The sequence below is a fragment of the Ensifer sp. EB106-05-01-XG146 genome (assembly GCF_058791875.1).
The window spans coordinates 339,362-362,213 of record NZ_JBYTDX010000001.1; the positions used below are offsets into that span (position 1 = coordinate 339,362).

Genomic DNA, 22,852 nt, shown 5'->3' on the forward strand with positions numbered 1-22,852 from the left:
CCTTGATCTCATGATGAGACGGAAGAGACATGGCACAGCAAGCAGCGCTGATCATCCCGAAAGTAGCACCGAAGGGCCGGGACGTCGGCTTCGCGCTCGGGATCGTCGCGATCCTGTCGATCCTCTTCCTGCCCATCCCGCCCTTCCTGATCGACATGGGGCTCGCGTTCTCGATCGCCTTTTCCGTGCTGATCCTGATGGTCTCGCTGTGGATCCAGCGTCCGCTCGAGTTCTCCTCGTTCCCGACCATCCTGCTGATCTCGACCATGGTGCGCCTGGCGTTGAACATCGCCACCACCCGAGTCATCCTTTCGCACGGCCACGAGGGCCACGGCGCTGCCGGCGGCGTCATTTCCGGCTTTGCCAGCCTCGTCATGTCCGGCGATTTTGTCATCGGTCTGATCGTCTTCCTGATCCTCATCACCGTGAACTTCATCGTCATCACCAAGGGTGCGACGCGTATCGCCGAAGTCGGCGCGCGCTTCACCCTCGATGCGATCCCCGGCAAGCAGATGTCGATCGACGCCGACCTGTCGGCGGGCCTGATCGACGAGAAGGAAGCACAGCGCCGCCGGCGTGAGCTCGAGGAAGAAAGCTCCTTCTACGGCGCCATGGACGGTGCTTCCAAGTTCGTGCGCGGCGATGCGATCGCCGGCCTGATCATCACCGCGATCAACATCTTCGGCGGCATCATCATCGGTTACCTGCGTCATGGCATGCCGATCGGCGAAGCGGCCGACGTTTTCGTCAAGCTCTCGGTCGGCGACGGTCTCGTCTCGCAGATCCCGGCGCTCATCGTCTCGCTCGCCGCCGGCCTTCTGGTGTCGCGCGGCGGCACGGCCGGCTCCACCGACCAGGCGGTGGTCGGGCAGCTCGGCGGCTATCCGAAGGCGCTGATGGTCGCCTCCGGTCTTATCATTCTCCTGGCGGTCGTTCCCGGCCTGCCGTTCCTGCCCTTCGCCGTGCTCGGCGGCGGCATGGCGTTCCTGAGCTGGCTCGTGCCGCGCCAGATCGAGGCTGCCAATGCCGCGCGTCGCGCCGAAGAGGCGGCCAAGGTCCAGCAGACCAAGGAAGGCGAGCAAGATTCGGTCAAGTCGGTGCTGAAGACCGCTGAGATCGAGCTGCTTCTCGGCAAGCAGGTCTCGACCCGCCTGCTTGGCGCACACCAGGAACTCGCCTTCCGCGTGGGCAAGATGCGCCGCAAGTTTGCTGGCCAGTACGGCCTCGTCATTCCGGAGATCAAGGTTTCGGACGACATCAGCATTCCGGACAAGGCCTACCACATCCGCATCCACGGCACGACGATCGCGTCCAACACGGTGCGCGTCGGCGAAGTCCTGGTGGTCACCGGCGGCGGTCGCCGGCCGAGTGTTCCGGGCGACGAGATCCGCGAACCCGCCTTCGGCATGCCGGCGGTCTCGATCCTCGAAACCTTTACCGAGGACCTCAAGCGCGAAGGCTTCCATCCGATCGATAACGTCTCGGTGGTGTTGACGCATTTGAGCGAAGTGATCCGCAACAACCTGCCGCACCTGCTTTCCTATAAGGACGTCAAGGTGCTGATCGAGCGGCTCGATCCGGAGTACCGCAAGCTCGCCGACGAAATCTGCACCTCGCACATGTCCTATTCGGGCCTGCAGGCGGTGTTGAAATTGCTGCTTGCCGAGCGTGTCTCGATCCGCAACCTGCATCTGATCCTTGAAGCGGTCGCCGAACTCGCGCCGCATGTACGCAAGACTGAGCAGATCGTCGAGCATGTGCGCGTGCGCATGTCGCAGCAGCTTTGCGGCGACCTCGCCGACAACGGCGTCCTGCGCGTGCTCAGGCTCGGCAACAAGTGGGACATGGTCTTCCACCAGGCGCTGAAGCGCGACGCCAAGGGCGAGGTCGTCGAGTTCGACATCGATCCGCGTCACCTCGAAGAGTTCAGCGAGCAGGCGACGAAAGTTATCCGTGAACATCTCGATCGCGGCATGCCCTTCGTGCTGGTAAGTTCGCCCGAATCCCGTTCTTATGTGCGCATGATCATCGAGCGCCTCTTTGCCACCTTGCCCGTGCTCTCGCATGTCGAGCTTGCCAAGGGCCTTGAGATCAAGATCATCGGCTCCATTTCATGATCACCGACCCGGAGGGCACGGTGCTGGCGCTGTTTGCGGCCTTCTGCCGGATCGGCGGCTGCATCATGATCATGCCCGGGTTCTCCAGCGCGCGCGTTCCGATGCAGGTGCGGCTGTTCATTGCAGTCGCGGTTTCCATGGCGATCCTGCCGGTCATGTGGACGGACATCTATCCGCAGGTAACCGGCAAGGGGCACAGCTACATCTATTTGATCGCCGCCGAGACGGCGGTCGGCGCGGTCATGGGCCTTGTCGCCCGCTACTATGTCCTTGGACTGCAGTTCACCGGAACGGCGATCACCATGTTGATGGGCTTTGCCTCGCCGCCATCGTCGGACGTGATCGAAGATACGCCCGAAAACCAGGTGACCAGCTTGATCAGCTTCGCCGGCCTGATGGTGCTGTTCATGCTGGATTTCCATCATGTGATGATCGAGGCGATCGTTCAATCCTATCGGGCCATGCCGATCGGCACTCCCTTCGATCCGCAGGGTGTGCTGATCACGCTCACGGATTCGCTGGCGCAGATCTTCATGATCATGTTGAGGCTCGCGAGCCCCTTCATCATCTATGGCCTGCTTTTCAACGTGGCGATCGGCATGGTGAACAAGCTGGCGCCGCAGATCCCGATCTACTTCATCTCGCAGCCCTATCTGATCATGGGCGGCTTGTTCCTGCTCTATCTCGGTATCGCTGCGATGCTGCGCCTGTTCGGCGACGGTTTCGCGCTGGTCATGCAGGGAGGATAGCCGCATGAAGACCCGCTCGCAGAAGCTCAAGCGCCTGGTCGCCGTCCAACGCCATCTGGAGCAGATGGCGGAGGCGGATTTCATTGAGATGGTGCGGCAGCGCGAGGTCCTGGCTGAGACGATCGATGTCGTCGTCGATGCCATGGGCTCGGCTCATCCGATGCACCGCATGTTCTCCGGCCACTATTCCTCGCAGATCGGACGGCTTGTGCAGAAGGACCAGATGCTGCACGGCATCCAGCAAACGCACGAGGCGCGCATGCTGAGGGAGCGCGCGAAAGCCGACCGGCTCGAGGAAAACATGAAGGAGGCCCGCCAGTCCGAGGACCGCGAAGAGGCCGACAATTCCATCTACGACCTGATCGATCAACACGTTACGGGCAACGCGCCAGCTTCCCGTAAGCTTGACGGGCGATAGTACGTCATTCCCGGTTTGCTCCGATGGCGGAGCGGATCCGGGCCGACCAATGCCCAGGCTCGATTTTGAGAGGATTCGTCATGGCCATCTCTCCGCCCAGCGATCTGGTGATGGATGTCGTGCGCGCCGCCGACCCCACCGAAGTGCAGGAAGCGCAGGCGCGGTTGAAGGCCAACCGTGCCGCGTTCAAGGCGACGAGTCTGGCGGAAAACGGCAACGGCTTTGCCGCTGCCGTCAACGTTCTCAATCTGTCGCCGGAAGGTTCGAGCGGGCTCGGCGACCTCAACAACCGCGTCGAACAGAAGAAGATTCCGGAGACCTATCGCAAGTTCGAGGCCATGGTGCTGCAGAACTTCGTGAAGTCGATGCTGCCGACCGATAGCGAGAACGTTTTCGGCAAGGGCAATGCGGGTGATATCTGGAAGAGCATGATGGCCGAGCAGATCGGCGACGTGATCTCCAAGAGCGGTGGCATCGGCATTGCCGAACAGCTCGCGGGCGCCGAAGGCACCGATCGGGTTCAGGCATCGCTGGACGGTAACAGCCGAAACCTCGCCGCAAGCCTCGTGCAGGAATACGAGCGCAAGACGCTGACCGGCTTTACGACCGACAACGACAAGAACAAGCAAGCCTAGGGCGGGGTGGGGGAACTGCTTGCAGTTTTCCGTCCGCACTTCGCTCTAATTCATAGGAATAGATCGCGCTTGAGAATCCGGTCGATCCGACCAGAAATCATCGTGATCCAAATGGGAGTTGATTCATGGAAGCCATGGCATCCAATGACGTCCGGATCCAGAACGTGCTCGGCCGCCTGGAAATGATCCTCGACAACGAGAACAGCCGGATCGGCATCGACCCGGAATTCGATATCAAGACATCGAACGCGCACAAGAGCCGTTGCCTCTACGAACTGACGATGCTGCACCGTGACATGCTGCCGGGCGAAAACTCTTCGGCTTTCTCCTCGCATGCTCTGCACCTGCGCGAAAAGCTGTCGGTCAATTCGCAGAAGGTCGAGGCCCATCTCGAAGCCGTTCGCGCCGTCGTCGACCTCCTGAAGACCGCCGCCCAGGATGCCGATGCGGACGGCATCTATTCCGAAGCGCAGTTCCGCTATAGCGATTTCTGATGCTGAAGCTCGTTTTCACCGGGGTCTGGGTCTGCGCGGTCACGCTCGGATCCGTCTACTTCTCGATGCAAAGCGCCTCCGCGCCCGCCGTCCCGGACGGCGAGGCTGCCCGGCGCGCATCGGAGCAATATGTTCCCGGTGAGATGATCACCATTCCGGTCATCCGGGATGGTTCCGTTCAGGGCTATTTCCTGACCAAGCTTTCCTTCTCCGCCACCAAGGAGGGGATCAACAATCTTCGCGCGCCACTGCGCCAGATGGTTACCGATGAGCTCTACGATTTGCTCGTCGGTTCGAAATTCATCGACATCGCCGACACCGGTACGTTCGACCTGCCCACCTTCAAGACGACGGTAAAGGACGGCCTGAACAAGAAGCTCGGCGACGAGGTGATTACCGAGGTGCTCGTCGAGCAGCTCGAATATCTGACCAAGGAAGACGTCAAACGCGTCGCCAACAGCCAGAATGTGCCGCGGCAAAAGCCGGTCCCGATCACCGACAGGAACGGCAACGTCGCCGGCGACAAGTTGCCTGAAGGCGCCGTCAAGGCAAGCAGCGCGCACTGATGATTGTTGGAAGGGACGCCCGGGTGGGTTTCCGCTCGGCCGCTTGCCCTCGACGAGGCGGCATCCGTCAGTTCTTTTCCGGGGTGCGGTACTGCTCGTTGATGAGGCCGAGTTCCGCCATCAGCCGGCCGATCGCCACATAGAAGTGGTATAGTCCGGCCGCTGCCAGCCCGCTCTTGTTCCACAGTTCCAGCCCGCGCGGCACCGATGCGCCAAGCAGCGCCAGCGATTTGCCGAAGGTCCTGAGCCGGCCTTTGAAGCTCGGGTCACGCCGATGTTCGAGCATCGTCGAGATCGCGCCGTTCCTGAGGCTGCGCGCCCTGATCCAGGATGCGCTGGTGCGGCGGGCGGGCACGGTCTCGGCAACCCAGGCGTCGGTTGCCCAGGCGAAGGAAAACCCTTTCGCCTTGCAGCGGCTGTAGAAATCCGCATCGCCGCCGCCGATGAAGTTGAAGGCGGGATCCAGGAAGGGTTGCGGCATCGTGTCCAGCACTCCACGCGTAACGAGCACGTTGCCGGAGGAATAAAGGATGGGCACCGGCCCGGTCGCGTCATAATGGGGCGTGAAGACCGGATGGCGTTTCCACTTCTGCCCGCCATCGCCTTCGAAAACCGGAAGCTGCGGGCCGCCGACCATATCGGCACCGGTCGTTTCCTGTGCCGCGATGAGGCAATCGAGCCATTCGGGCGCCGCCACTTCGTCGTCGTCGATGATCGCGATCGCCTTGAGGTTCGGGTAGGTTTGGAGCGCCGTCGCCCAGCCGGCATTGTAGGCGTGGCAGTTTCCGCGCTGATGCGCGACGATCACGACAGAATCCGAAGGATGTCCCAGGAAGAAGTCTTTTGCCGCCGCAGCCCCGGCCAGCCCGTCGGCATCGTTTTCGACGACGACCGTGGCGTAGGAGATGTCAGGCCTTTGGGAAACAATGGTTTTCAGCGTCTTGACGACATGGTCCGGCCGACGGAACGTCGGCAGCACGACGACGAGTTCGATGTCGCCGGCGTCTTCCAGCTCTGTCCGGAAGTAGACGGAAATGTCCTGGCCGGTCGTCGTCATGGCGAAACCTGTAAAAGCAAAATTGTGTCGCAATACAGCAAATCTTCCTAAACAGATGCTGAACCCTGGCGGCATATTTTGAAAGGGGTCTTTAAGCGCTCCTTCACCCCATGCTGCTAATGAAGGCCGCAGTTCCATTCATGACGCGTGGCAAAATGCATCTGGTCCTGGTCTCTTCGCTCGTTCCCGTCGCCAATCCGGCGTCCGGTTTCGACATTGCCAACCGGGCTGTGCTCGACGGTCTGCGCGCGCTCGGTCACCGCGTCAGCGTCATTGGTTTTCTCCAGCCGGGACGCGTGCCCGCGCCCGATTGCGATATGCATTTTCTCGGCGAGCTGGAAGTCACCAATGCCAAGGTTGGAACGTGGCAGAAGTTGAGCTGGCTCGCGACGGCCTTCCTCAACCGCACGACCGTCTCATCCGGCAAGATGCTGGTGGTGTCGTCGAGCCGGATTCAGTCGATCCTCGAGAGCCTCGCTCCGTTCGACGGTCTCGTGCTCAACTCGGTGCAACTGCCGGCCGCTTTCCAGCAGGTTTTCCGCCCCCATCCGTCGATCTATGTCGCGCACAATGTCGAGGCGGATTCTGCCTTTGAGAGTGCCGAGCGGGCCAAGGGTACGGTCGAACGCTTTCTTTTCCGGCGCGAGGCGCAGTATCTCGAACGCTACGAGCAGCAACTGGCGCAGAATGCGGTGGCCGTCTGGACGTTTGCGGAGGCCGATCGCTTCGGCTTCGGCCGCGCCGTCAGCGACCGGGCCTTCGTGCTGCCTCTGGTCACCGGTTGGGATGCGGCAGTAGTGCCGACAGAAGCAGCCGAGCTCCAGCAGGACCTCGGCTTGATCGGGACCTGGAGCTGGCGGCCGAACCGATTGGGGCTCGACTGGTTTCTCGCCGAGGTCGTACCGCATCTGCCGCAGGATCTTTCGATCGCGATTGCCGGCCAGATGGACGGCATACCGGCGGTTTCCCATCCCGGTGTTCGCTTCGTCGGACGGGTTCCTGATGCACGCGCCTTCGTCACGGAAAGTGCCGTCATACCGCTCGTCAGCCGGGGCGGTACGGGCGTCCAGCTGAAGAGCATCGAGACCTTTGAGCTTGGCATGCCATCCGTGGCGACGCAGGCGTCGTTGCGCGGCATCGAGGCGCTTCCTGAGAATTGCGCCGCGGCCGAAGATCCGGCCGAGTTCGCGCGCCTGTTGGTCGACAAGGTCACCCGCGCGCGCGGCGGCGACCGCCAACGCCTTGACGGTTCGGTCTTCCATCGCGCCCAGAAGGCGAAGCTGATGCGGGTCATGCGCAATGTGCTGGCCGGCCTCGCTCCGAGTGCCTCGGCCGAGACACCCTCGGTTCCGCCCGAGCTGAAGGTCCATGACGGGGGGCGGTCGTGACCAAGACGACCGCCGGCGCGAACACCGCCCTGTCCAGGCGCCTCATCCTGGGCATGCCGGTGGTCGATTTCGATTGGGAGAGCGCCTTTGCCTTTGCGGCCGACGCGCTGTCGCGCCCGGGCGGGCAAACAACGCTCGCCTTCCTCAACGCCAACAATGCCAACCTGATGATGCGCGACGGCGAGTACCGCGAGGTCCTCGGCCGCCAGGTCGTCTTTCCCGACGGTCACGGCGTCGATATCGCTTCCTATCTCTTTTACGGCAGCATGTTCCCGGCCAATCTCAACGGCACGGACTTCGTGCCGGCGCTGCTGACCTTCATCGACCGGCCGCTGCGCGTTGCGATGATCGGCGCCCGTGCGAAGGTGCTTGCGCGCGCGGCCGAGAATTTTCGCAGGCACGCGCCATGGCACGAGTTCCTCCCCGTTTCCGACGGGTTCTTCGATCGTGACCACTCCCAGCAAGTGCTTGCCGATGTCCGGGCGCTGAACGCTGATATCCTGCTGGTGGCGATGGGAAGCCCCGGTCAGGAGAAATGGGTCGATGCCCATGTGGGGCCGCAGGACGCCCGGCTGGTCATTACCGTCGGCGCGCTCTTCGATTTCGTCGCCGAGGCGTTTCCGCGGGCGCCGAAGTTCCTGCGCCGGATGCGGCTGGAATGGTTCTTTCGCCTGGCGGTCGAGCCGCGGCGCATGTGGCGTCGCTATGTCCTCGGAAACCCGCTTTTCCTGTTTTACGTCCTCTGGCACAAGCTGTCGGGGCGGGCGCGGGAAAACGTCGCCGACACCAGCCTTCGGACGGGAACATCGTGAACGGTCAGACCATGCGCACAGCCATTGTCACAGCGTCCTACGCCAATGACTTCGAGCGCTGCCGGCTGATGTGCGAAAGCATGGACCGCAAGCTTCAGGGCGATTGGAAGCACTATCTGCTGGTTGCCGATTTCGACGTTAAGCTCTTCCGGCAACTGGAGGGCTCCAGACGCCAGGTTATCAGCGAACGCGATCTCCTGCCCTGGTGGCTGCATCCCGTCACCGACCCGCTTTCGGGCGGCCGCCGGAAGCTGTGGCTCAGCCCCTTTGGCCTGCCGCTGCGTGGCTGGCATGCCCAACAGCTTCGCCGCCTGGTGCTCGCGCGCCACATCGACGAGGCGGCGATGTTTGCCGTCGATTCCGATGTCGTCTTCCTGCGCGCCTTCGATCCCGCCAGCCTCTGGCAGGGAGAGCGGTTGACGCTCTACCGCAAGGACGGGGCGATTAATGCGCAAATGCGCTCCAACCATCTCGAATGGCTCGCCCATTCCGACAGGCTTCTCGGGATCGGCCCCTACACGTTGCCGGCCAACGACTATATCAACACGCTGATCGCGTGGCGCACCGATACCAGCCGCAAGCTGCTCGAGCACATCGAGACGCTGCACGGTCGGAACTGGGTGAGGGCGATGACCCGCACCCGCGCCTTCTCCGAATGCACGATCTACGGGCGCTTCGTCGACGAGGTGCTGGGCGGGGAAGGTCATGTTCCCTCTGATGCCGCGCTCTGTCATGTGCTCTGGTTCGAAGACAGCTACCGGCAGGATCTCTCCGGTCTCAGGGCGTTCTTGAAGGACATGGCGCCGCATCAGGTCGGCATCGGCGTGCAGTCCTTCGTCGGCCACGATCTCGACGATATTCGCCGGGCGGTGTTCGAACTCGCGGCCTGAGGCATCTGTCTTGCTTCAGATGACCCGATCAGCCGGCTTTCTGAGCGCCGAATAGGTCAGTCCGAACGAGAGCGCGTAGAGGACCAGGAAGATCCCGTTGAGCGCCGGCGCCCAGGTCGCGACGTCGGCCGTCGTCTGCAGCAACAGAACCAGCAGCCCCACCTTGACGACGCCAGCAATCAACAGGTTCAGCATGCGCCGCACAGTGCGGCCGGTCGCGTAGAGCAGTTCGGAGTGGTACTCGATCAGGTTGCGGAACGAGGGCACGAGCACGATCATCGCGACAATCGGCGCGGCTGCCGACACGTTGCGCCCGAGCCCATCGGGGAAGACCCACAGATAGAATGCCATGGCCGCGATGGCGGCAAAGGACGCAAGCGCCACCAGGAGTTCGATCGAGAGCCGGACGCGCCAGCGGGCAATCGCCTCGGGCGTTCGCATGATGCGCTGGACGAGCAAGGTGTTGAATGACCGCACCGGCAGCGCCGTCAGGTCCGCCAGCCGCATCAGGATGGCATAGAGGCCGGACACCGCCGGCCCGCCAATGGCGAGTACCGCAATCTTGTCGAACTCCGATTGGATGTAGAACAGCACCTCGGCGCCGGCGACCGACACCGAATCCGCCCAGCGCCGGAAGTAAAGCCGTGGCTGCCAGCGCAGCCGGACAGGCGGGTAGAACCAGAGAAGGGCCACCAGAAGGCCGAGCGCATTCGCAAGCAGATAGAGGTAGGACCAGGCTTCGAGCGTTTTCCAGGGGAGCAACGCAAGGAGCACGGCAGCGGCGGTGCGGATCGCCGTTCCGATCACCACGAGGAGGGCGCCGCGCCCGAAGCGACCGAGACCGTTCAGCACGATGACGGCGGTCTCCAGCCCGCGCCAGCAGAGGATCTCGGCCAGCATGAAGGCAGCAAAAGTGCCGGCAGCCATGTCGCGGGAAAAGAGGGCGAGGAAGGTGATCGCGCAGATGATTGCGATCAACGGCAGCGACAGCACCGCGCCGACCAGAAAGCCGGCGCTATAGGTGCCGACAAGCAGCGGCTTTACGGTCGCGACCCGATAGAGCGGCGACATGAAGCCGAAGGCAAGCACGCGCGATATCATGATGCCGGCGGCAGACGCGGTCGCGAACAACCCGAAATCGGCGATGGCGAGCGTGTTGGCAACGGCGATGAAATAGACGAGCGACAGCACGAGCCGGCCCGCCGAACCTCCGGTCATCGAGAGGTAAGCGTGGATGAGCGCCCGGTGGCGGAGATAAAGCGCTTTGATGCGATGGGGCACGGCCGACATTTCCAGTAGCGCGTTTCCCGCTCGATGCCGATGGAAACGCTCTATCTCCTTGATATCTCACAGTTCCAAGGGCAGGGCGCGCAAAGCGTTCGCCTGGAATTGCGCTCGTCTCTCCGTCATAGGCGGGAAAGCTTAATAAGGCGTGAGATCACGCCGTTCGCGCCGTCACTTCCCGCCGAAATTAACGATTTGTTTTCCATGTTTCCTTAGGTTGGCTTCACTATTCGGAATTCGCCGTTTCGGCAGCCGCGGGATCAGTCATGTTCAACATCGACGACGAGAAACGCCCGGTTCCGCGTGCATCGTTGCTCGATTTTGCAGCAGAGGACGCGCGCGACCCCGCGCGTGCGCGAGACAGGCGCACCGCCGACCCGCAGGGTGCAGGCTCGTCCTTGCTCGGTCGTCTGTCCGGTTCCGGTGGATCAGCCAATCAATCAGCGGCCCGGCGCGAAAACCACTCGAAAGGTCAGCCCCCGCGCGGCGAAACGGTGCGGCCGACAGCCAAGGCACCCGCCGCCCGTAACCAACCCGGCCTCGGCGGCATGCGTGGCAAGTTTGCGCGCTGGCTTGCCGATAGTCCGCCTGAGGGGGCTGCGCCGGGAGTGACAGCCGACGGGCGAGCCGCAGGTGACCGCCCGCTCGTGGATATCAAGACCGTGGTGCGCGCGGTCTGGCAGCTCCGCAAGATCATTCTCGCGACCACGGCGCTCGGCGCCGTCGGTGGCGTCCTGCTGGCGTTGTCGACGCCCAGCGTCTTCGTTTCCGAAAGCAAGCTCTACGTCGATCCGCGCGAAGTGCGGCTGACGGATTCCGACCTGTCGAAACAATCGCTCGCAACCGAAGGCATTCTCGCCATTGTCGACAGCCAGCTCGAAGTGTTGCGCTCGCGAACGGTTATGGAAAAGGTCGCGGCCAGTCTCGATCTGGAAAAGGACCCGGAATTCGCCGGCAAGGGAGCCGGTGGCGACGCGTCCGCGCGCGTCCTGAAGACCTTGGGCGAGGCAATTCAGGTCTGGCGCGATCCGAAAACCTTCATCGTCACCATTGAGGCGAAGACCAGGGATCCCGAGAAGTCGGCACTGATTGCCAACCGATTGGTGGACACGTTCCTCGGCGAGGAGACCGCCGCGCAATCCGGCTTCTTCCAGAAGACGACGGTTGCGCTCGACGCGCGTATCAAGGAACTGAAGGCTGAACTGGACGCGGCCGAAAAGGCCGTCGAGGATTACAAGGCGAGCAACGACATTGTCGGCGCCGGCGGCGAATTGATCGCCGACAAGCAGCTCCTCAGCCTCAGTGATCAGGTCGCTGCGGCCCGCAATCGCATCGCCGAGGCGAAAGCCAAGGCCGAGGCGTCCGGCAAGGTGCAGCTCACCGATGTTCTGACGGGCGCCTATCCCGAGGAAATCAGTTCGCTGGCGCTCTCCGAACTGCGCAAGCAATACGCGGCGACCAGGGCGCAACTGAGCGCCCTTGATGCGAGCCTCGGGCCCCGCCATCCGCAACGCATCGCCGTTCAGCAGGCACTCGAGTCGTCGCGCTCGGAGATCGCCAACGAGTTGCGCCGCATCGCGGCTGCGGCGGGGACCGAGCTTGACCGCGCCCAGCGAACGGAACAGGACCTCGTGCAGCAGCTTGCCGTCCAGAAGGCGCGCCAGATCGATTCCTCCGCCGAATTCGTCGAGTTGCGCGAGCTGCAGCGAAAAGCGGCGGCGACCCGCGAGATCTACGAATCCTTCCTGAAGCGCGCCGGCGAGACGCGCGAAGAGGAAAAGCTGACCGCGAAGAACATCCGGGTGATCTCCAAGGCCGAGCCGGCGCTGCAGGCAAAAGGGCCCTCCCGCAAGATCATCCTGATCGCCGCCACCATGGCGGGTTTCTTTGCCGGCCTCGGCCTCGGCGTGCTGCTCGGCATCTATCGCAGCTTGAACGGATTGTTTCCCGCAACCCGGAAGGCCGAGGACGATGAGGCGCCCGAGCCGCCGGAACCCGATGGCGGCCCCGAGCCCACACGGCGCCAGCAGCCGCAGCCTGATCCGGCTTCGGCCAAGCTCGAGCTGCCGCCGCAGTTCAGTCCGGCTGCGCACCATGCACAATCGCTGAACGCTGCCTATGCCGTTGCTCGCAGGAGCGCAACGGCGGGTCCGGTCACGGCTCAGCCTGTGCCGCAGACCGTAGACGAGGATGACGCCGACATCGCCAAGGTCCAGGAAGGCCTTCGCGCGCTGAGGTCTCGCGTCGAGCACTATTCCCGCCAGAAGCTCGCGCGCCGTTGATACGACGGGCGGAGAGGCACGCTTCATTCGCGAACGTCTTGTGAGGCTGAGACCTCACGGCTTTCGGCGAAACCACGTGCACCTCTCAGTCTTGAGAGGAAATATCATCGGGGCACTCGAAACGGCAGCCAACCTCGTTGTCGCCTCTTGCATTTATGCGTTTGGGACAGCATAGGGCGCGTTGAGGCCATCGCCTTCTCTGAGGCGAACTAGAGTATGCCGCGTGAACAGGAAGCCAGGAGGAACATGCCGTGACGACTGTGATTGATGGCAAGAAGGTCGCCGCTTCGGTGATCGAAAGCGTGAAGGCCGCGACCCGTGCGCTCGAAACGGATGCGGGTGTTCGCGCAGGTCTCGCGGTCGTGATCGTCGGCGACGATCCGGCAAGCCACGCTTATGTTTCTTCCAAGAGCAAGATGGCCAAGGAGTGCGGTTTCCTGTCGGTCCAGCACACCTTGGCCGAGGCAACGACCCAGGAAGAGCTCGCTGCACTCGTGGCTAAACTCAACGCCGATCCCTCTATCCACGGCATCCTCGTGCAGCTTCCGCTGCCGAAACATCTGAATTCCGAGCCGATCATTCAGTCGATCCTGCCCGAAAAAGACGTCGACGGCCTGCACGTCGTCAATGCCGGCAAGCTTGCGACCGGCGATCTCGAAGGCGGTCTCGTCTCCTGCACGCCGGCCGGCGCCATGGTCTTCGTGCGCCAGACCCATGGCGACGATCTCTCCGGTCTGAACGCTGTCGTCATCGGTCGCTCGAACCTGTTCGGCAAGCCGATGTCAGCGCTGCTGCTTGCCGCCAACGCGACGGTGACGACCGCCCATTCGCGCACCAAGGATCTGGCCGCCGTCTGCCGCAACGCCGATATCCTCGTTGCCGCCGTCGGACGCCCCGAAATGGTGAAGGCCGACTGGGTGAAGCCGGGCGCGACGGTCATCGACGTCGGTATCAACCGCGTACCAGCGCCGGAGAAGGGGGAGGGCAAGTCCAAACTCGTCGGCGACGTCGCCTTTGCGGAAGCCGCCGAGGTTGCAGGCGTGATCACGCCGGTGCCGGGTGGCGTCGGACCGATGACCATCGCCATGCTGATGGCCAACACCGTGATTGCCGCCTATCGCAAGGCCGGCCGCAAGCCGCCGCGCTTCTGATCCTGGCTCATATGGGATGATGAGACGCGTCGCGATTGCGGCGCGTTTTCATTTTTGCGGGGCAGGTCCGGTCGAGGCGCGCACGATGAGTTCGGCGCGCCAGAGTTCCTGCTCCGGATAGTCGCCGCGCTTCAGGATGCCGCCGATCAGCCGTGTGGCGATACGCGCCCCGGCGGCCCGCAGCGACGAGCGTGTCGTTGTCAGCGGGATGCTGAAATTTTCGGGCTTCAGCATCGGCAAGACGTCGTCATGGGCGATCAGCGAAATGTCTTCGCCGATTTTCAAGCCCGCCTGGTTGATCGCCCTGACAGCGCCAAGCGCCAGCACCGTACTTGAACAGAGCACCGCCGTCGGCGGCTGCGCGTGCTGCAGGAAGGGCTGCATGCTGCGGTAGCCGTGCTCGTCGGTCATCAGCGAATGCTGGACAAGCGCCTCGTCGAGCGAAAGGCCGTGTTCGGCGAGCGCCCGCAGCATGCCTTTTTTCCGGCGAATGGAAAAAGCCAGATATTCCGGCCCGTTGATCAGCGCAATCCGCTGGTGTCCGAGCTGTATAAGCAGCCGTGTCGCGTCGTAAAAGGCACTCGTATTGTCGATGTCGAGGAACGGATAGTCGCGGCTTTCGCCAATCGACCGGCCGTGCACGACGAAGGGGATCGAGAGCGATTTCAACATGGCGATGCGCGGGTCGTTGGCGCGCATATAGGCGAGGAAAAGCGCATCGACATTGCCGCTGGCCGCCAGGCGCCGGAAGGTCACCTCCTCGTCCTCCGGCGCGCTCGGATTGAGCACGAAGTGGAAGTCGTGCTTGACCGCCTCTTCCGCCAGCCCTGCCAGAAACTCGCCGAAATGTACGTCGGAATCGATGCCGGGCGCGATCGGCATGACCATGCCGATCGAATAGGCCTTGCCGGTGGCCAATCGCTGCGCTGCGCGGTTCGGCCTGTAGCCGGTCTCACGCACGGCCTGCAGCACGCGCTGACGGGTTTCGGCGTTGACTTCCGGATAGCCGTTCAGCGCCCGGCTGACCGTCGTCTGTGACAGGCCGAGCAGCTCCGCCAATTGCTTGAGATTGACCGCCATGGTCGGGATTCCTCTCAAAGCGCTTTGGATACCCATATGATTTTTGGTGTTTGGCCCCAGCGCCCTCCGGTTTGTGTAGCATCCGTTTTTCGAGCAACAAAGCGGAATTCAACTATTGCGCGGTGCAAAACGTTACCGCAGGGCACAAATACGTCGCATGGAGAACAGCGATGGGAAAGCTCTTGACTCCGCGCGTGTCGCAATGGTTTGTTAGCGAACTCAAAGCGCTTTGAATTTTTCGCGCATTGTCGTCTGCCCGGCGGGATCCGGGTTCATCTTTGGGAGGAGAAGAACGTGAAGAGATCATTGCTGTTGGGCGTGGCCGCCTTTGCCCTGATTGCAGGTGCAGCCGGCGCCGCCGACCTCAAATTCAAGCCGGGCGAAGATACGAAGTTCAACTGGGCGAGCTTCGAGGAGTTCAAGAAGGGCCACGACCTTAAGGGCCAGACGCTGACGATCTTCGGCCCCTGGCGCGGCGAAGACGAGGCGCTGTTCAAGAGCGTCTATGCCTACTTCACCGAAGCGACGGGCGCCGAGATCAAGTACTCCTCGTCTGAAAACTACGAGCAGCAGATCGTCATCGACACCCAGGCCGGCAGCCCCTCCGAAATCTCGATCCTCCCGCAGCCGGGTCTGATCGCCGATCTCGCCTCCAAGGGCTACCTGACGCCGCTCGGCGACGAAACCCAGAAGTGGCTGCTCGACAACTATGCCGCCGGTCAGTCCTGGGTCGATCTGTCGACCTACAAGGGCAAGGACGGCAATGCTGCGCTCTTTGCGTTCCCCTACAAGATCGACGTGAAGTCGCTCGTGTGGTACTCGCCGGAGAACTTCGAGGACGCCGGCTACGAAGTGCCGAAGACCATGGAAGAGCTGAAGGCGCTGACAGAGAAGATCGCCGCCGATGGCGGCAAGCCCTGGTGCATCGGCCTTGGCTCCGGTGGTGCCACCGGCTGGCCGGCCACCGACTGGGTGGAAGACATGATGCTGCGTACGCAGCCAGCCGACGTCTACGACAAGTGGGTGAAGAACGAGATCCCGTTCACCGATCCAGCCGTCGTCGGTGCGATCGACGAGTTCGGTTGGTTCGCCAAGAACGACAAGTTCGTCGATGGCGGTGCAGCAGCGGTTGCCTCGACCGACTTCCGCGACAGCCCGAAGGGCCTCTTTGCCTCGCCGCCGAAGTGCTACCTGCACCACCAGGCGTCGTTCATCCCGTCCTTCTTCCCCGAGGGCACGAAGATCGGCGAGGATGCCGACTTCTTCTACATGCCGCCTTACGAGAGCAAGAAGGATCTCGGCAATCCGGTGCTCGGCGCCGGCACGCTGGCGATGATCACCAAGGACACGCCGGCTGCACGCGCCTTCATCGAGTTCCTGAAGACCCCGATCGCCCATGAAGTCTGGATGGCGCAGACGAGCTTCCTGACGCCCTACAAGAGCGTCAATGTCGACACCTACGGCAACCCGCCGCTGAAGAAGCAGGGCGAGATTCTTCTGAACGCCACCACCTTCCGCTTCGACGGTTCGGACCTGATGCCTGGCAAGATTGGCGCCGGTGCGTTCTGGACCGGCATGGTCGATTTCGTCGGCGGCAAGTCGTCGGCCGACGTCGCGGACGGCGTGCAGAAGGCCTGGGACGCCATCAAGTAACAACAGATGACGGGCGGCAGCAATGCCGCCCGTTGCCGACCCGGGTTCGCTGCCAGGGCGGGACGAGGAAAAGCGTTGCGGTCTCCGTGCGTTTCCGCCCCCAACCCTTGAGAGGCCGCGCGCCCCAATGAGAACGGCGACAATCGCCAGCCCTGCACGGGGACGTGCACCCAAGGGGAGGGACATGTCATGTTTTATCAGCTAGCCGCTGCTGCGGGGTTCATGCTGGCCGGGGTGCTCGGCTGCGCTGCCTATTTCTGGGGAACCAGCCTTGTTCTCGACCTGATCTTCCCGTCCAAGGGAAAATCAGGTGTGGTCGCCTCGCGAAACCTGCGCATCACCAATGCCATCCGCCCGTGGCTGTTCCTCGCACCCGCGCTCTTTGCTCTGGCGACCTACCTCATCTACCCGGTGATCATGTCGCTCTGGTACAGTTTCCACGACCGCGCGGGTCAGAATTTCGTCGGCGTCAGCAACTATGCCTGGATGGTCAACGACGGCGAATTCCGCCAGTCGATTTACAACAACTTCCTCTGGCTGCTCGTCGTCCCGGCGCTCTCGACCTTCTTCGGTCTCGTCATCGCGGCGCTCACCGACCGGATCTGGTGGGGCAATATCGCCAAGACCCTGATCTTCATGCCGATGGCGATCTCGTTTGTCGGTGCCGCGGTCATCTGGAAGTTCATCTATGATTTCCGCCCCGAGGGTGCAGAACAGATCGGCCTGCTGAATGCCATCGTCGTTGCTTTCGGCGGCGCCCCGCAGGCCTGGATCACGCTGCCCTTCTGGAACAACTTCTTCCTGATGGCGATCCTCGTCTGGATCCAGACGGGTTTTGCCATGGTCATCCTGTCGGCAGCCCTTCGCGGCATTCCGGAGGAAACGATCGAGGCCGCCGTCATCGACGGCGCCAATGGCTGGCAGATCTTCTTCAAGATCATGGTACCGCAGATCTGGGGCACGATCGCCGTCGTCTGGACGACCATCACCATCCTGGTGCTGAAGGTCTTCGATATCGTGCTCGCGATGACCAATGGCCAGTGGCAGAGCCAGGTGCTCGCCAACCTCATGTTCGACTGGATGTTCCGCGGTGGCGGCGACTTCGGCCGCGGGGCTGCGATCGCCGTCGTCATCATGATCCTCGTCATTCCGATCATGGTCTGGAACATCCGCAATGCGGCCAAGGAAATGAAGGGGCACTGAGATGAATCCAGCGACACGTTCTCCCCTCATGTGGGTCGTCCACCTCTCGGTCTTTCTGATCGTCGCACTGTGGACGCTGCCGACCGCAGGCCTTCTGATCTCGTCGCTGCGCGACAAGGACCAGCTCGCCGTTTCCGGCTGGTGGACTTCCCTTTCGACTTCGTCGCAGAACACCGTCGTGAGAGCGCCCGGCCCCGAAAGCCAGGTGGAGCGCGACGGCAAGTTCGTGATCTCCGGCAATCTGCTCGAAGGTCAGCCGGGCCAGATCTCCGCCTTCGGCTTCAACAGCCGTGAGCCGACTGCGTTCAAGGCCGGCGAAACCGCCGAGCTCAACGACGGCGAGAAACTGACCGTTCAGGCCGACGGCAACTTCGAGATCGTTTCCGACAAGAAGATGGAAGGATCGCGCGGCCAGCGCGTCTTCGTCACCGCATCATCGCCGCCGCGCTTTACCTTCGACAACTATGTCGAAGTCCTGAGCGCCGAAGGCATCGGCCGCTCCTTCATCAATTCGCTGACGGTCGCCGTGCCAGCGACCATCATCCCGATCATGATCGCCGCCTTCGCGGCCTATGCGCTTGCCTGGATGCCGTTTCCGGGCCGTGCGATCCTGATCGCCGTGGTCGTCGGCCTCCTCGTCGTGCCGCTGCAGATGTCGCTGATCCCGCTCTTGAAGCTCTATAACGGCGTCGGCGCCTTCTTTGGCGTGCCGGCCAAGACCTATGTCGGCATTTGGCTCGCCCATACCGGTTTCGGCCTGCCGCTGGCGATCTATCTGCTTCGCAACTACATGGCCGGCCTGCCGCGCGAAATCATGGAATCCGCCCGCGTCGATGGCGCCAGCGATTTCGATATCTTCGTCAAGATCATCCTGCCTCTGTCCTTCCCGGCGCTCGCTTCCTTCGCGATCTTCCAGTTCCTGTGGACCTGGAACGACCTGCTGGTCGCCATCGTGTTCCTGGGCGCGGGGCCCGACGAACTGGTCCTGACCGGCCGGCTCGTCAACTTGCTCGGTTCACGCGGCGGCAACTGGGAGATCCTGACGGCCTCCGCCTTCATTACCATCATCGTTCCGCTGATCGTCTTCTTCAGCCTGCAGCGCTATCTCGTGCGCGGCCTGCTGGCGGGCTCGGTCAAGGGCGGCTGACATCTGAGGACTTTCGACGACAATGAGCATGACCGAAATGAGCACTTCCACTTTGCAGGCCGATCGGGATTGGTGGCGCGGCGCGGTGATCTACCAGATCTATCCGCGCTCCTACCAGGACTCCAACGGCGACGGCATCGGTGACCTCAAGGGCATCGTTACCCGCTTGCCGCATATTGCCGCCCTCGGTGCCGACGCAATCTGGATTTCGCCGTTCTTCACCTCGCCGATGAAGGACTTCGGTTATGACGTCTCCAACTATAGCGATGTCGACCCGATCTTCGGCAGCCTTGCCGACTTCGACGCGGTCATAGCCGAGGCGCACCGCCTTGGCATCCGGGTGATGATCGACCTTGTTCTCTCGCACACGTCGGACCAGCATCCCTGGTTCGTCGAAAGTCGGTCGAGCCGGACGAACGCGAAGGCTGATTGGTACGTCTGGGCTGATTCCAGGCCGGACGGCACCCCGCCCAACAACTGGCTGTCGATCTTCGGCGGCTCGGCCTGGGCGTGGGATCCGACGCGCCTGCAATATTACATGCACAACTTCCTGACCTCGCAGCCGGACCTCAACCTGCACAATCCGGAAGTGCAGGATGCACTGCTGGCCGTCGAGCGTTTCTGGCTGGAGCGCGGCGTCGACGGCTTCCGCCTCGACACCATCAACTTCTATTTCCACGACAAGCAGCTGCGCGACAATCCGGCGCTGGCGCCGGAGCGCCGTAACGCCCAGACCGCACCGGCGGTCAACCCCTACAACTATCAGGAACATCTCTACGACAAGAACCAGCCGGAGAACCTCGAGTTCCTGAAGCGCTTCCGCGCCGTTATGGACGAGTTCCCGGCGATCGCTGCGGTCGGCGAAGTCGGCGACAGCCAGCGCGGTCTGGAGATCGCCGGCGAATATACCTCCGGCGGCGACAAGATGCAGATGTGCTACGCCTTCGAATTCTTGGCGCCGGATCCGCTGACACCGGCGACGGTCGCCGAGGTTCTCCGAAACTTCCAGAAGGCGGCGCCAGAAGGTTGGGCCTGCTGGGCCTTCTCGAACCATGACGTCGTGCGCCATGTCAGCCGCTGGGGAGCGGGCGTTGCCGATCGCGACGCTCATGCGAAACTGCTTGCGAGCCTTCTGATGTCGCTGCGCGGCTCGGTCTGCATCTATCAGGGCGAGGAACTGGCGCTGTCGGAAGCCGAGCTTGCCTATGAAGACCTGAAGGATCCCTATGGCATCCAGTTCTGGCCGGATTTCAAGGGTCGCGACGGTTGCCGCACACCGATGGTCTGGGACGGTGCCACGGTCAATGGCGGCTTCGGCAGCGCAAAACCCTGGCTGCCGGTGCCGGCGGAACACCTCAAGCGCGCCGTGTCGGCGCAGCAGGGCGATCCGGCCTCGGTGCTCGAGCACTACCGTCGCTTCCTGCATTTCCGCAAGGCGTATCCGGCGTTTGCCAAGGGCGAGATCGAGTTCCTGAGCACGGACGGCTCGGTGCTTGCTTTCGTGCGCAGCCACGGCAACGAGAAGCTTTTCTGCCTGTTCAACATGAGCGGCGTGCCGGCTGCGGCCACGCTGCCGAACGAGCCGGTGGCTGCATTGGAAGGGCACGGCTTCGTGTCCGAGGTCAAGAACGGAACGGTGCATCTGCCGGCCTGGGGCGCCTACTTCGCGCGGCTGGTGTGAAGGCAGATGACAACAGAGATAGACGGGAAGAACCGAAGAGGAGGGTGCAATGACGGGTCTGCTGCTTAAAGATATCCGCAAGTCCTACGGCGCGGTCGATGTCATTCACGGCATCAATCTCGACATCAAGCAGGGCGAGTTCATCGTTTTCGTCGGCCCGTCCGGCTGTGGAAAGTCGACGCTTCTGCGCATGATCGCCGGTCTCGAGGAGATCACTGGCGGCGACATGTTCATCGACGGCGAGCGCGTCAACACCGTGCCCCCGTCGAAGCGCGGCATCGCCATGGTGTTCCAGTCCTATGCGCTCTATCCGCACATGACCGTCTACGACAACATGGCTTTCGGCATGCGGATCGCCAAGGAAAGCAAGGAAGAGATCGACCGTCGCGTGCGCAACGCCGCCGATATCCTGCAGCTGACCAAGTATCTCGACCGTCTGCCGAAGGCGCTCTCCGGCGGGCAGAGACAGCGCGTCGCCATCGGCCGCGCCATCTGCCGTGACCCCAAGGTCTTCCTGTTCGACGAGCCGCTCTCGAACCTCGACGCGGCCCTTCGTGTCGCCACCCGCATCGAGATCGCCAAGCTCAGCGAACAGATGGCGGGCACGACGATGATCTACGTCACCCACGACCAGGTGGAGGCAATGACGCTCGCCGACCGCATCGTCGTGCTGTCGCAGGGGCACATCGAGCAGGTAGGCCCGCCGCTCGAACTCTATGAGCGTCCGGCCAATCTGTTCGTCGCGCGCTTCATCGGCTCGCCGGCGATGAACATCATCCCTTCGACGATCACGGCGACCGGCGCGCAGACGACGGTGAAGCTGACCGGCGGCAAGAGCGTGACGCTCGATATCCCGACCGACTCCTCGCAGAACGGCAAGATTGCGAGTTTCGGCGTTCGCCCGGAAGACCTGCAGGTCTCGACAGGCGACGACTTCCTGTTCGAAGGCACGATCTCGATCGTCGAGGCGCTCGGCGAAGTGACCCTGCTCTATATCGAGGGTCTCGTCGACAAGGAGCCGATCATCGCCAAGATCCCCGGCATCCTGCCGGTTCACCGCGGCGACAAGGTGCGCTTCACGGCCGACAAGGCCAAGCTACACCTCTTCAACGACGAGGGCCGCAGCTACCGCGTCTGAAGCAATTGCAGGAAAAGTGCGAAGCGGTTTTCCGTCCGGAGTTGCGGCCTACTTCCAAGGAAACGTGCGAAGCGGCTTTGCGTTGAGGATTGCGTAACCAAGATTCCTGGTCACGAACTTGCTCCGCCCGGTTTTTGCCGGGCGGTTTTTCATCCGGTCGTCGGACCAACCGTCTGTTAAATCTCTGCCGCTAGTCTGTATCAAAAGGGGATATGGAAAGGCATTTCGATGAACGGCGCGGCACCTGTCTTGCAGCACTTCCTGAACAAGGAAGAGTCCTTCATGTACGATCGGGAGACCAGCTTCCCGATGGAGGACACGCGAAACGAGGCGCGCATCGAATACACTGAGAAGGGCATGACGCAACTGAGCTCTCGTCGCTGCGAAATCATCAAGCTTTCGAAAAGCGGCGCGCTGATCAGCATCCTCACGCAGTACCAGCTGCCACAGAATTTCTACCTGGATATCCCGAGCGCACGCATCCAGATGGTCGGCTGCCTGTTGAAGCGGGTGCATGCCAACAACGTCATCGAGGCGCGCTTCCTGCGCATGCTGACGGACCGCGACCTCGATCGTATCTTCGTCTACAGCAGCCATCCGAACCACCGCAACCGGACGCTCGACATCTACCGCTGAGTGCCATGCTGGGCTTGACGGCTCCACGGCGCTCAATGGATGGTTGTAGTCTCAATCAACGGATTCGGACCTGAACCATGCAGCGACCCTATCGGCTTTCGTGCCATTGCGGCGATATCGCCGTCGAAGTCGACGAAGAGCTTGGTGGGCTCGTCGACTGCAACTGCTCCACCTGCCGGCGCTCCGGCTTCCTGCATTGGAAGGTGGATGCCGCAAAGGTAAAGCTCTTGACCGAAAAGCGCCGCCTGTCGAGCTACATCTGGCGCGGCCTCAACGAGGGGCACCATTTCTGCCCGACCTGTTCGACTCCGATCATGCGCAGCGGCTATCCGGATAACAAGATCTCGATCAATGCGCGCTGCATCGAGGGGGTCGATGTCTTCACGCTGGAAATCGAGCGCTATGACGGGCGCAACGACATGTTCCCCGGGCCACTGCCCTGAGCTTTTCACGATCGTTTGAAGACCAAGC

The 22,852-nt window shown here is 62.4% G+C and carries 21 protein-coding genes; 18 read left to right on the forward strand and 3 right to left on the reverse strand.

Annotation, left to right across the window (positions count from 1 at the left end):
- Positions 1 to 29: 29 nt before the first annotated feature.
- The 6 genes from flhA (at position 30) to AC3WVQ_RS01620 (ending at position 4,979) form a co-directional block, all read left to right on the forward strand.
- On the forward strand, positions 30 to 2,117 hold the full coding sequence (gene flhA, locus AC3WVQ_RS01595; RefSeq protein WP_034800753.1) for a flagellar biosynthesis protein FlhA: 2,088 nt from the start codon (positions 30 to 32) through the stop codon (positions 2,115 to 2,117).
- Entirely contained in the window at positions 2,114 to 2,866 is a 753-nt protein-coding gene (fliR, locus tag AC3WVQ_RS01600; RefSeq protein ID WP_034800756.1) for a flagellar biosynthetic protein FliR, read from the forward strand. Before flhA ends, fliR begins: the two co-directional genes overlap by 4 nt.
- Positions 2,867 to 2,870: 4 nt before the next feature.
- The gene (locus tag AC3WVQ_RS01605; RefSeq protein WP_090294960.1) at positions 2,871 to 3,284 is read left to right on the forward strand and encodes a hypothetical protein; all 414 of its coding nucleotides are present in this window, start codon (positions 2,871 to 2,873) and stop codon (positions 3,282 to 3,284) included.
- 80 nt (positions 3,285 to 3,364) lie between these two features.
- A complete protein-coding gene (locus AC3WVQ_RS01610) occupies positions 3,365 to 3,919 on the forward strand; it encodes a rod-binding protein (protein WP_090294958.1) in 555 nt (184 codons plus the stop codon).
- A 125-nt stretch (positions 3,920 to 4,044) separates the two neighbouring features.
- Positions 4,045 to 4,413 carry a hypothetical protein gene (locus tag AC3WVQ_RS01615; protein WP_034800762.1) on the forward strand — a complete coding sequence of 123 codons (369 nt, stop codon included), beginning with the start codon at positions 4,045 to 4,047 and terminating at the stop codon, positions 4,411 to 4,413.
- The gene (locus AC3WVQ_RS01620) at positions 4,413 to 4,979 is read left to right on the forward strand and encodes a hypothetical protein (protein WP_060601879.1); all 567 of its coding nucleotides are present in this window, start codon (positions 4,413 to 4,415) and stop codon (positions 4,977 to 4,979) included. Before AC3WVQ_RS01615 ends, AC3WVQ_RS01620 begins: the two co-directional genes overlap by 1 nt.
- A gap of 67 nt (positions 4,980 to 5,046) precedes the next feature.
- Here AC3WVQ_RS01620 and AC3WVQ_RS01625 read toward each other — a convergent pair whose 3' ends face one another.
- Complete coding sequence (locus AC3WVQ_RS01625; RefSeq protein ID WP_090295131.1) at positions 5,047 to 6,036, reverse strand: glycosyltransferase family 2 protein; 990 nt, start codon at positions 6,034 to 6,036, stop codon at positions 5,047 to 5,049.
- 140 nt (positions 6,037 to 6,176) lie between these two features.
- On the opposite strand from AC3WVQ_RS01625, the gene AC3WVQ_RS01630 reads away from it, so the two are divergent.
- From AC3WVQ_RS01630 to AC3WVQ_RS01640, 3 genes are read left to right on the forward strand one after another with little or no spacing between them, the layout of a single operon-like run.
- A complete protein-coding gene (locus tag AC3WVQ_RS01630) occupies positions 6,177 to 7,424 on the forward strand; it encodes a glycosyltransferase family 4 protein (RefSeq protein ID WP_244546721.1) in 1,248 nt (415 codons plus the stop codon).
- Positions 7,421 to 8,236, forward strand: coding sequence for a WecB/TagA/CpsF family glycosyltransferase (locus tag AC3WVQ_RS01635; RefSeq protein WP_244546720.1), 816 nt, complete (start codon positions 7,421 to 7,423; stop codon positions 8,234 to 8,236). The genes AC3WVQ_RS01630 and AC3WVQ_RS01635 overlap by 4 nt, the downstream gene beginning before the upstream one ends.
- 11 nt (positions 8,237 to 8,247) lie before the next feature.
- Entirely contained in the window at positions 8,248 to 9,126 is an 879-nt protein-coding gene (locus AC3WVQ_RS01640) for a DUF6492 family protein (protein WP_060584341.1), read from the forward strand.
- Between the two features lie 15 nt (positions 9,127 to 9,141).
- Here the strand turns inward: AC3WVQ_RS01640 and AC3WVQ_RS01645 are convergent, their stop codons facing one another.
- Positions 9,142 to 10,416 (reverse strand): lipopolysaccharide biosynthesis protein, encoded by a 1,275-nt coding sequence (locus tag AC3WVQ_RS01645; RefSeq protein WP_090294957.1) that lies wholly within the window; start codon positions 10,414 to 10,416, stop codon positions 9,142 to 9,144.
- 260 nt (positions 10,417 to 10,676) lie between these two features.
- Between AC3WVQ_RS01645 and AC3WVQ_RS01650 the strand changes: the two genes are divergently transcribed.
- Both AC3WVQ_RS01650 and folD read left to right on the forward strand, forming a co-directional pair.
- Positions 10,677 to 12,692: a GumC family protein gene (locus AC3WVQ_RS01650; RefSeq protein ID WP_090294955.1), complete on the forward strand. Its 2,016-nt coding sequence runs from the start codon at positions 10,677 to 10,679 to the stop codon at positions 12,690 to 12,692.
- Positions 12,693 to 12,943: 251 nt separating this feature from the next.
- A complete protein-coding gene (folD, locus tag AC3WVQ_RS01655) occupies positions 12,944 to 13,843 on the forward strand; it encodes a bifunctional methylenetetrahydrofolate dehydrogenase/methenyltetrahydrofolate cyclohydrolase FolD (protein ID WP_034800773.1) in 900 nt (299 codons plus the stop codon).
- Between the two features lie 48 nt (positions 13,844 to 13,891).
- Here folD and AC3WVQ_RS01660 read toward each other — a convergent pair whose 3' ends face one another.
- Positions 13,892 to 14,923, reverse strand: coding sequence for a substrate-binding domain-containing protein (locus AC3WVQ_RS01660; RefSeq protein ID WP_034800775.1), 1,032 nt, complete (start codon positions 14,921 to 14,923; stop codon positions 13,892 to 13,894).
- 294 nt (positions 14,924 to 15,217) lie between these two features.
- Between AC3WVQ_RS01660 and AC3WVQ_RS01665 the strand changes: the two genes are divergently transcribed.
- From AC3WVQ_RS01665 to AC3WVQ_RS01695, 7 genes are all read left to right on the forward strand, one after another.
- Complete coding sequence (locus AC3WVQ_RS01665) at positions 15,218 to 16,576, forward strand: ABC transporter substrate-binding protein (RefSeq protein ID WP_090294953.1); 1,359 nt, start codon at positions 15,218 to 15,220, stop codon at positions 16,574 to 16,576.
- 189 nt (positions 16,577 to 16,765) lie between these two features.
- Entirely contained in the window at positions 16,766 to 17,779 is a 1,014-nt protein-coding gene (locus AC3WVQ_RS01670; RefSeq protein ID WP_060516515.1) for a carbohydrate ABC transporter permease, read from the forward strand.
- Between the two features lies 1 nt (position 17,780).
- Positions 17,781 to 18,926, forward strand: coding sequence for a carbohydrate ABC transporter permease (locus AC3WVQ_RS01675; RefSeq protein ID WP_089044685.1), 1,146 nt, complete (start codon positions 17,781 to 17,783; stop codon positions 18,924 to 18,926).
- A 28-nt stretch (positions 18,927 to 18,954) separates the two neighbouring features.
- A complete protein-coding gene (bglA, locus tag AC3WVQ_RS01680) occupies positions 18,955 to 20,607 on the forward strand; it encodes a beta-galactosidase BglA (RefSeq protein WP_371589640.1) in 1,653 nt (550 codons plus the stop codon).
- Positions 20,608 to 20,656: 49 nt separating this feature from the next.
- On the forward strand, positions 20,657 to 21,745 hold the full coding sequence (locus AC3WVQ_RS01685; RefSeq protein ID WP_060516511.1) for an ABC transporter ATP-binding protein: 1,089 nt from the start codon (positions 20,657 to 20,659) through the stop codon (positions 21,743 to 21,745).
- Between the two features lie 228 nt (positions 21,746 to 21,973).
- Entirely contained in the window at positions 21,974 to 22,381 is a 408-nt protein-coding gene (locus tag AC3WVQ_RS01690; RefSeq protein WP_492382581.1) for a hypothetical protein, read from the forward strand.
- Between the two features lie 77 nt (positions 22,382 to 22,458).
- Complete coding sequence (locus AC3WVQ_RS01695; RefSeq protein ID WP_090294950.1) at positions 22,459 to 22,824, forward strand: GFA family protein; 366 nt, start codon at positions 22,459 to 22,461, stop codon at positions 22,822 to 22,824.
- Positions 22,825 to 22,852: the final 28 nt, after the last annotated feature.

What these genes read in the sequence shown, in the direction of transcription:
- flhA (WP_034800753.1), top strand. Translation starts at nt 30, where the DNA reads ATGGCACAGCAAGCAGCGCTGATCATCCCGAAAGTAGCACCGAAGGGC.
- fliR (WP_034800756.1), top strand. Translation starts at nt 2,114, where the DNA reads ATGATCACCGACCCGGAGGGCACGGTGCTGGCGCTGTTTGCGGCCTTC.
- AC3WVQ_RS01605 (WP_090294960.1), top strand. Translation starts at nt 2,871, where the DNA reads ATGAAGACCCGCTCGCAGAAGCTCAAGCGCCTGGTCGCCGTCCAACGC.
- AC3WVQ_RS01610 (WP_090294958.1), top strand. Translation starts at nt 3,365, where the DNA reads ATGGCCATCTCTCCGCCCAGCGATCTGGTGATGGATGTCGTGCGCGCC.
- AC3WVQ_RS01615 (WP_034800762.1), top strand. Translation starts at nt 4,045, where the DNA reads ATGGAAGCCATGGCATCCAATGACGTCCGGATCCAGAACGTGCTCGGC.
- AC3WVQ_RS01620 (WP_060601879.1), top strand. Translation starts at nt 4,413, where the DNA reads ATGCTGAAGCTCGTTTTCACCGGGGTCTGGGTCTGCGCGGTCACGCTC.
- AC3WVQ_RS01625 (WP_090295131.1), bottom strand. Translation starts at nt 6,036, where the DNA reads ATGACGACGACCGGCCAGGACATTTCCGTCTACTTCCGGACAGAGCTG.
- AC3WVQ_RS01630 (WP_244546721.1), top strand. Translation starts at nt 6,177, where the DNA reads ATGACGCGTGGCAAAATGCATCTGGTCCTGGTCTCTTCGCTCGTTCCC.
- AC3WVQ_RS01640 (WP_060584341.1), top strand. Translation starts at nt 8,248, where the DNA reads ATGCGCACAGCCATTGTCACAGCGTCCTACGCCAATGACTTCGAGCGC.
- AC3WVQ_RS01645 (WP_090294957.1), bottom strand. Translation starts at nt 10,416, where the DNA reads ATGTCGGCCGTGCCCCATCGCATCAAAGCGCTTTATCTCCGCCACCGG.
- AC3WVQ_RS01650 (WP_090294955.1), top strand. Translation starts at nt 10,677, where the DNA reads ATGTTCAACATCGACGACGAGAAACGCCCGGTTCCGCGTGCATCGTTG.
- AC3WVQ_RS01660 (WP_034800775.1), bottom strand. Translation starts at nt 14,923, where the DNA reads ATGGCGGTCAATCTCAAGCAATTGGCGGAGCTGCTCGGCCTGTCACAG.
- AC3WVQ_RS01670 (WP_060516515.1), top strand. Translation starts at nt 16,766, where the DNA reads ATGTTTTATCAGCTAGCCGCTGCTGCGGGGTTCATGCTGGCCGGGGTG.
- AC3WVQ_RS01675 (WP_089044685.1), top strand. Translation starts at nt 17,781, where the DNA reads ATGAATCCAGCGACACGTTCTCCCCTCATGTGGGTCGTCCACCTCTCG.
- bglA (WP_371589640.1), top strand. Translation starts at nt 18,955, where the DNA reads ATGACCGAAATGAGCACTTCCACTTTGCAGGCCGATCGGGATTGGTGG.
- AC3WVQ_RS01685 (WP_060516511.1), top strand. Translation starts at nt 20,657, where the DNA reads ATGACGGGTCTGCTGCTTAAAGATATCCGCAAGTCCTACGGCGCGGTC.
- AC3WVQ_RS01690 (WP_492382581.1), top strand. Translation starts at nt 21,974, where the DNA reads ATGAACGGCGCGGCACCTGTCTTGCAGCACTTCCTGAACAAGGAAGAG.
- AC3WVQ_RS01695 (WP_090294950.1), top strand. Translation starts at nt 22,459, where the DNA reads ATGCAGCGACCCTATCGGCTTTCGTGCCATTGCGGCGATATCGCCGTC.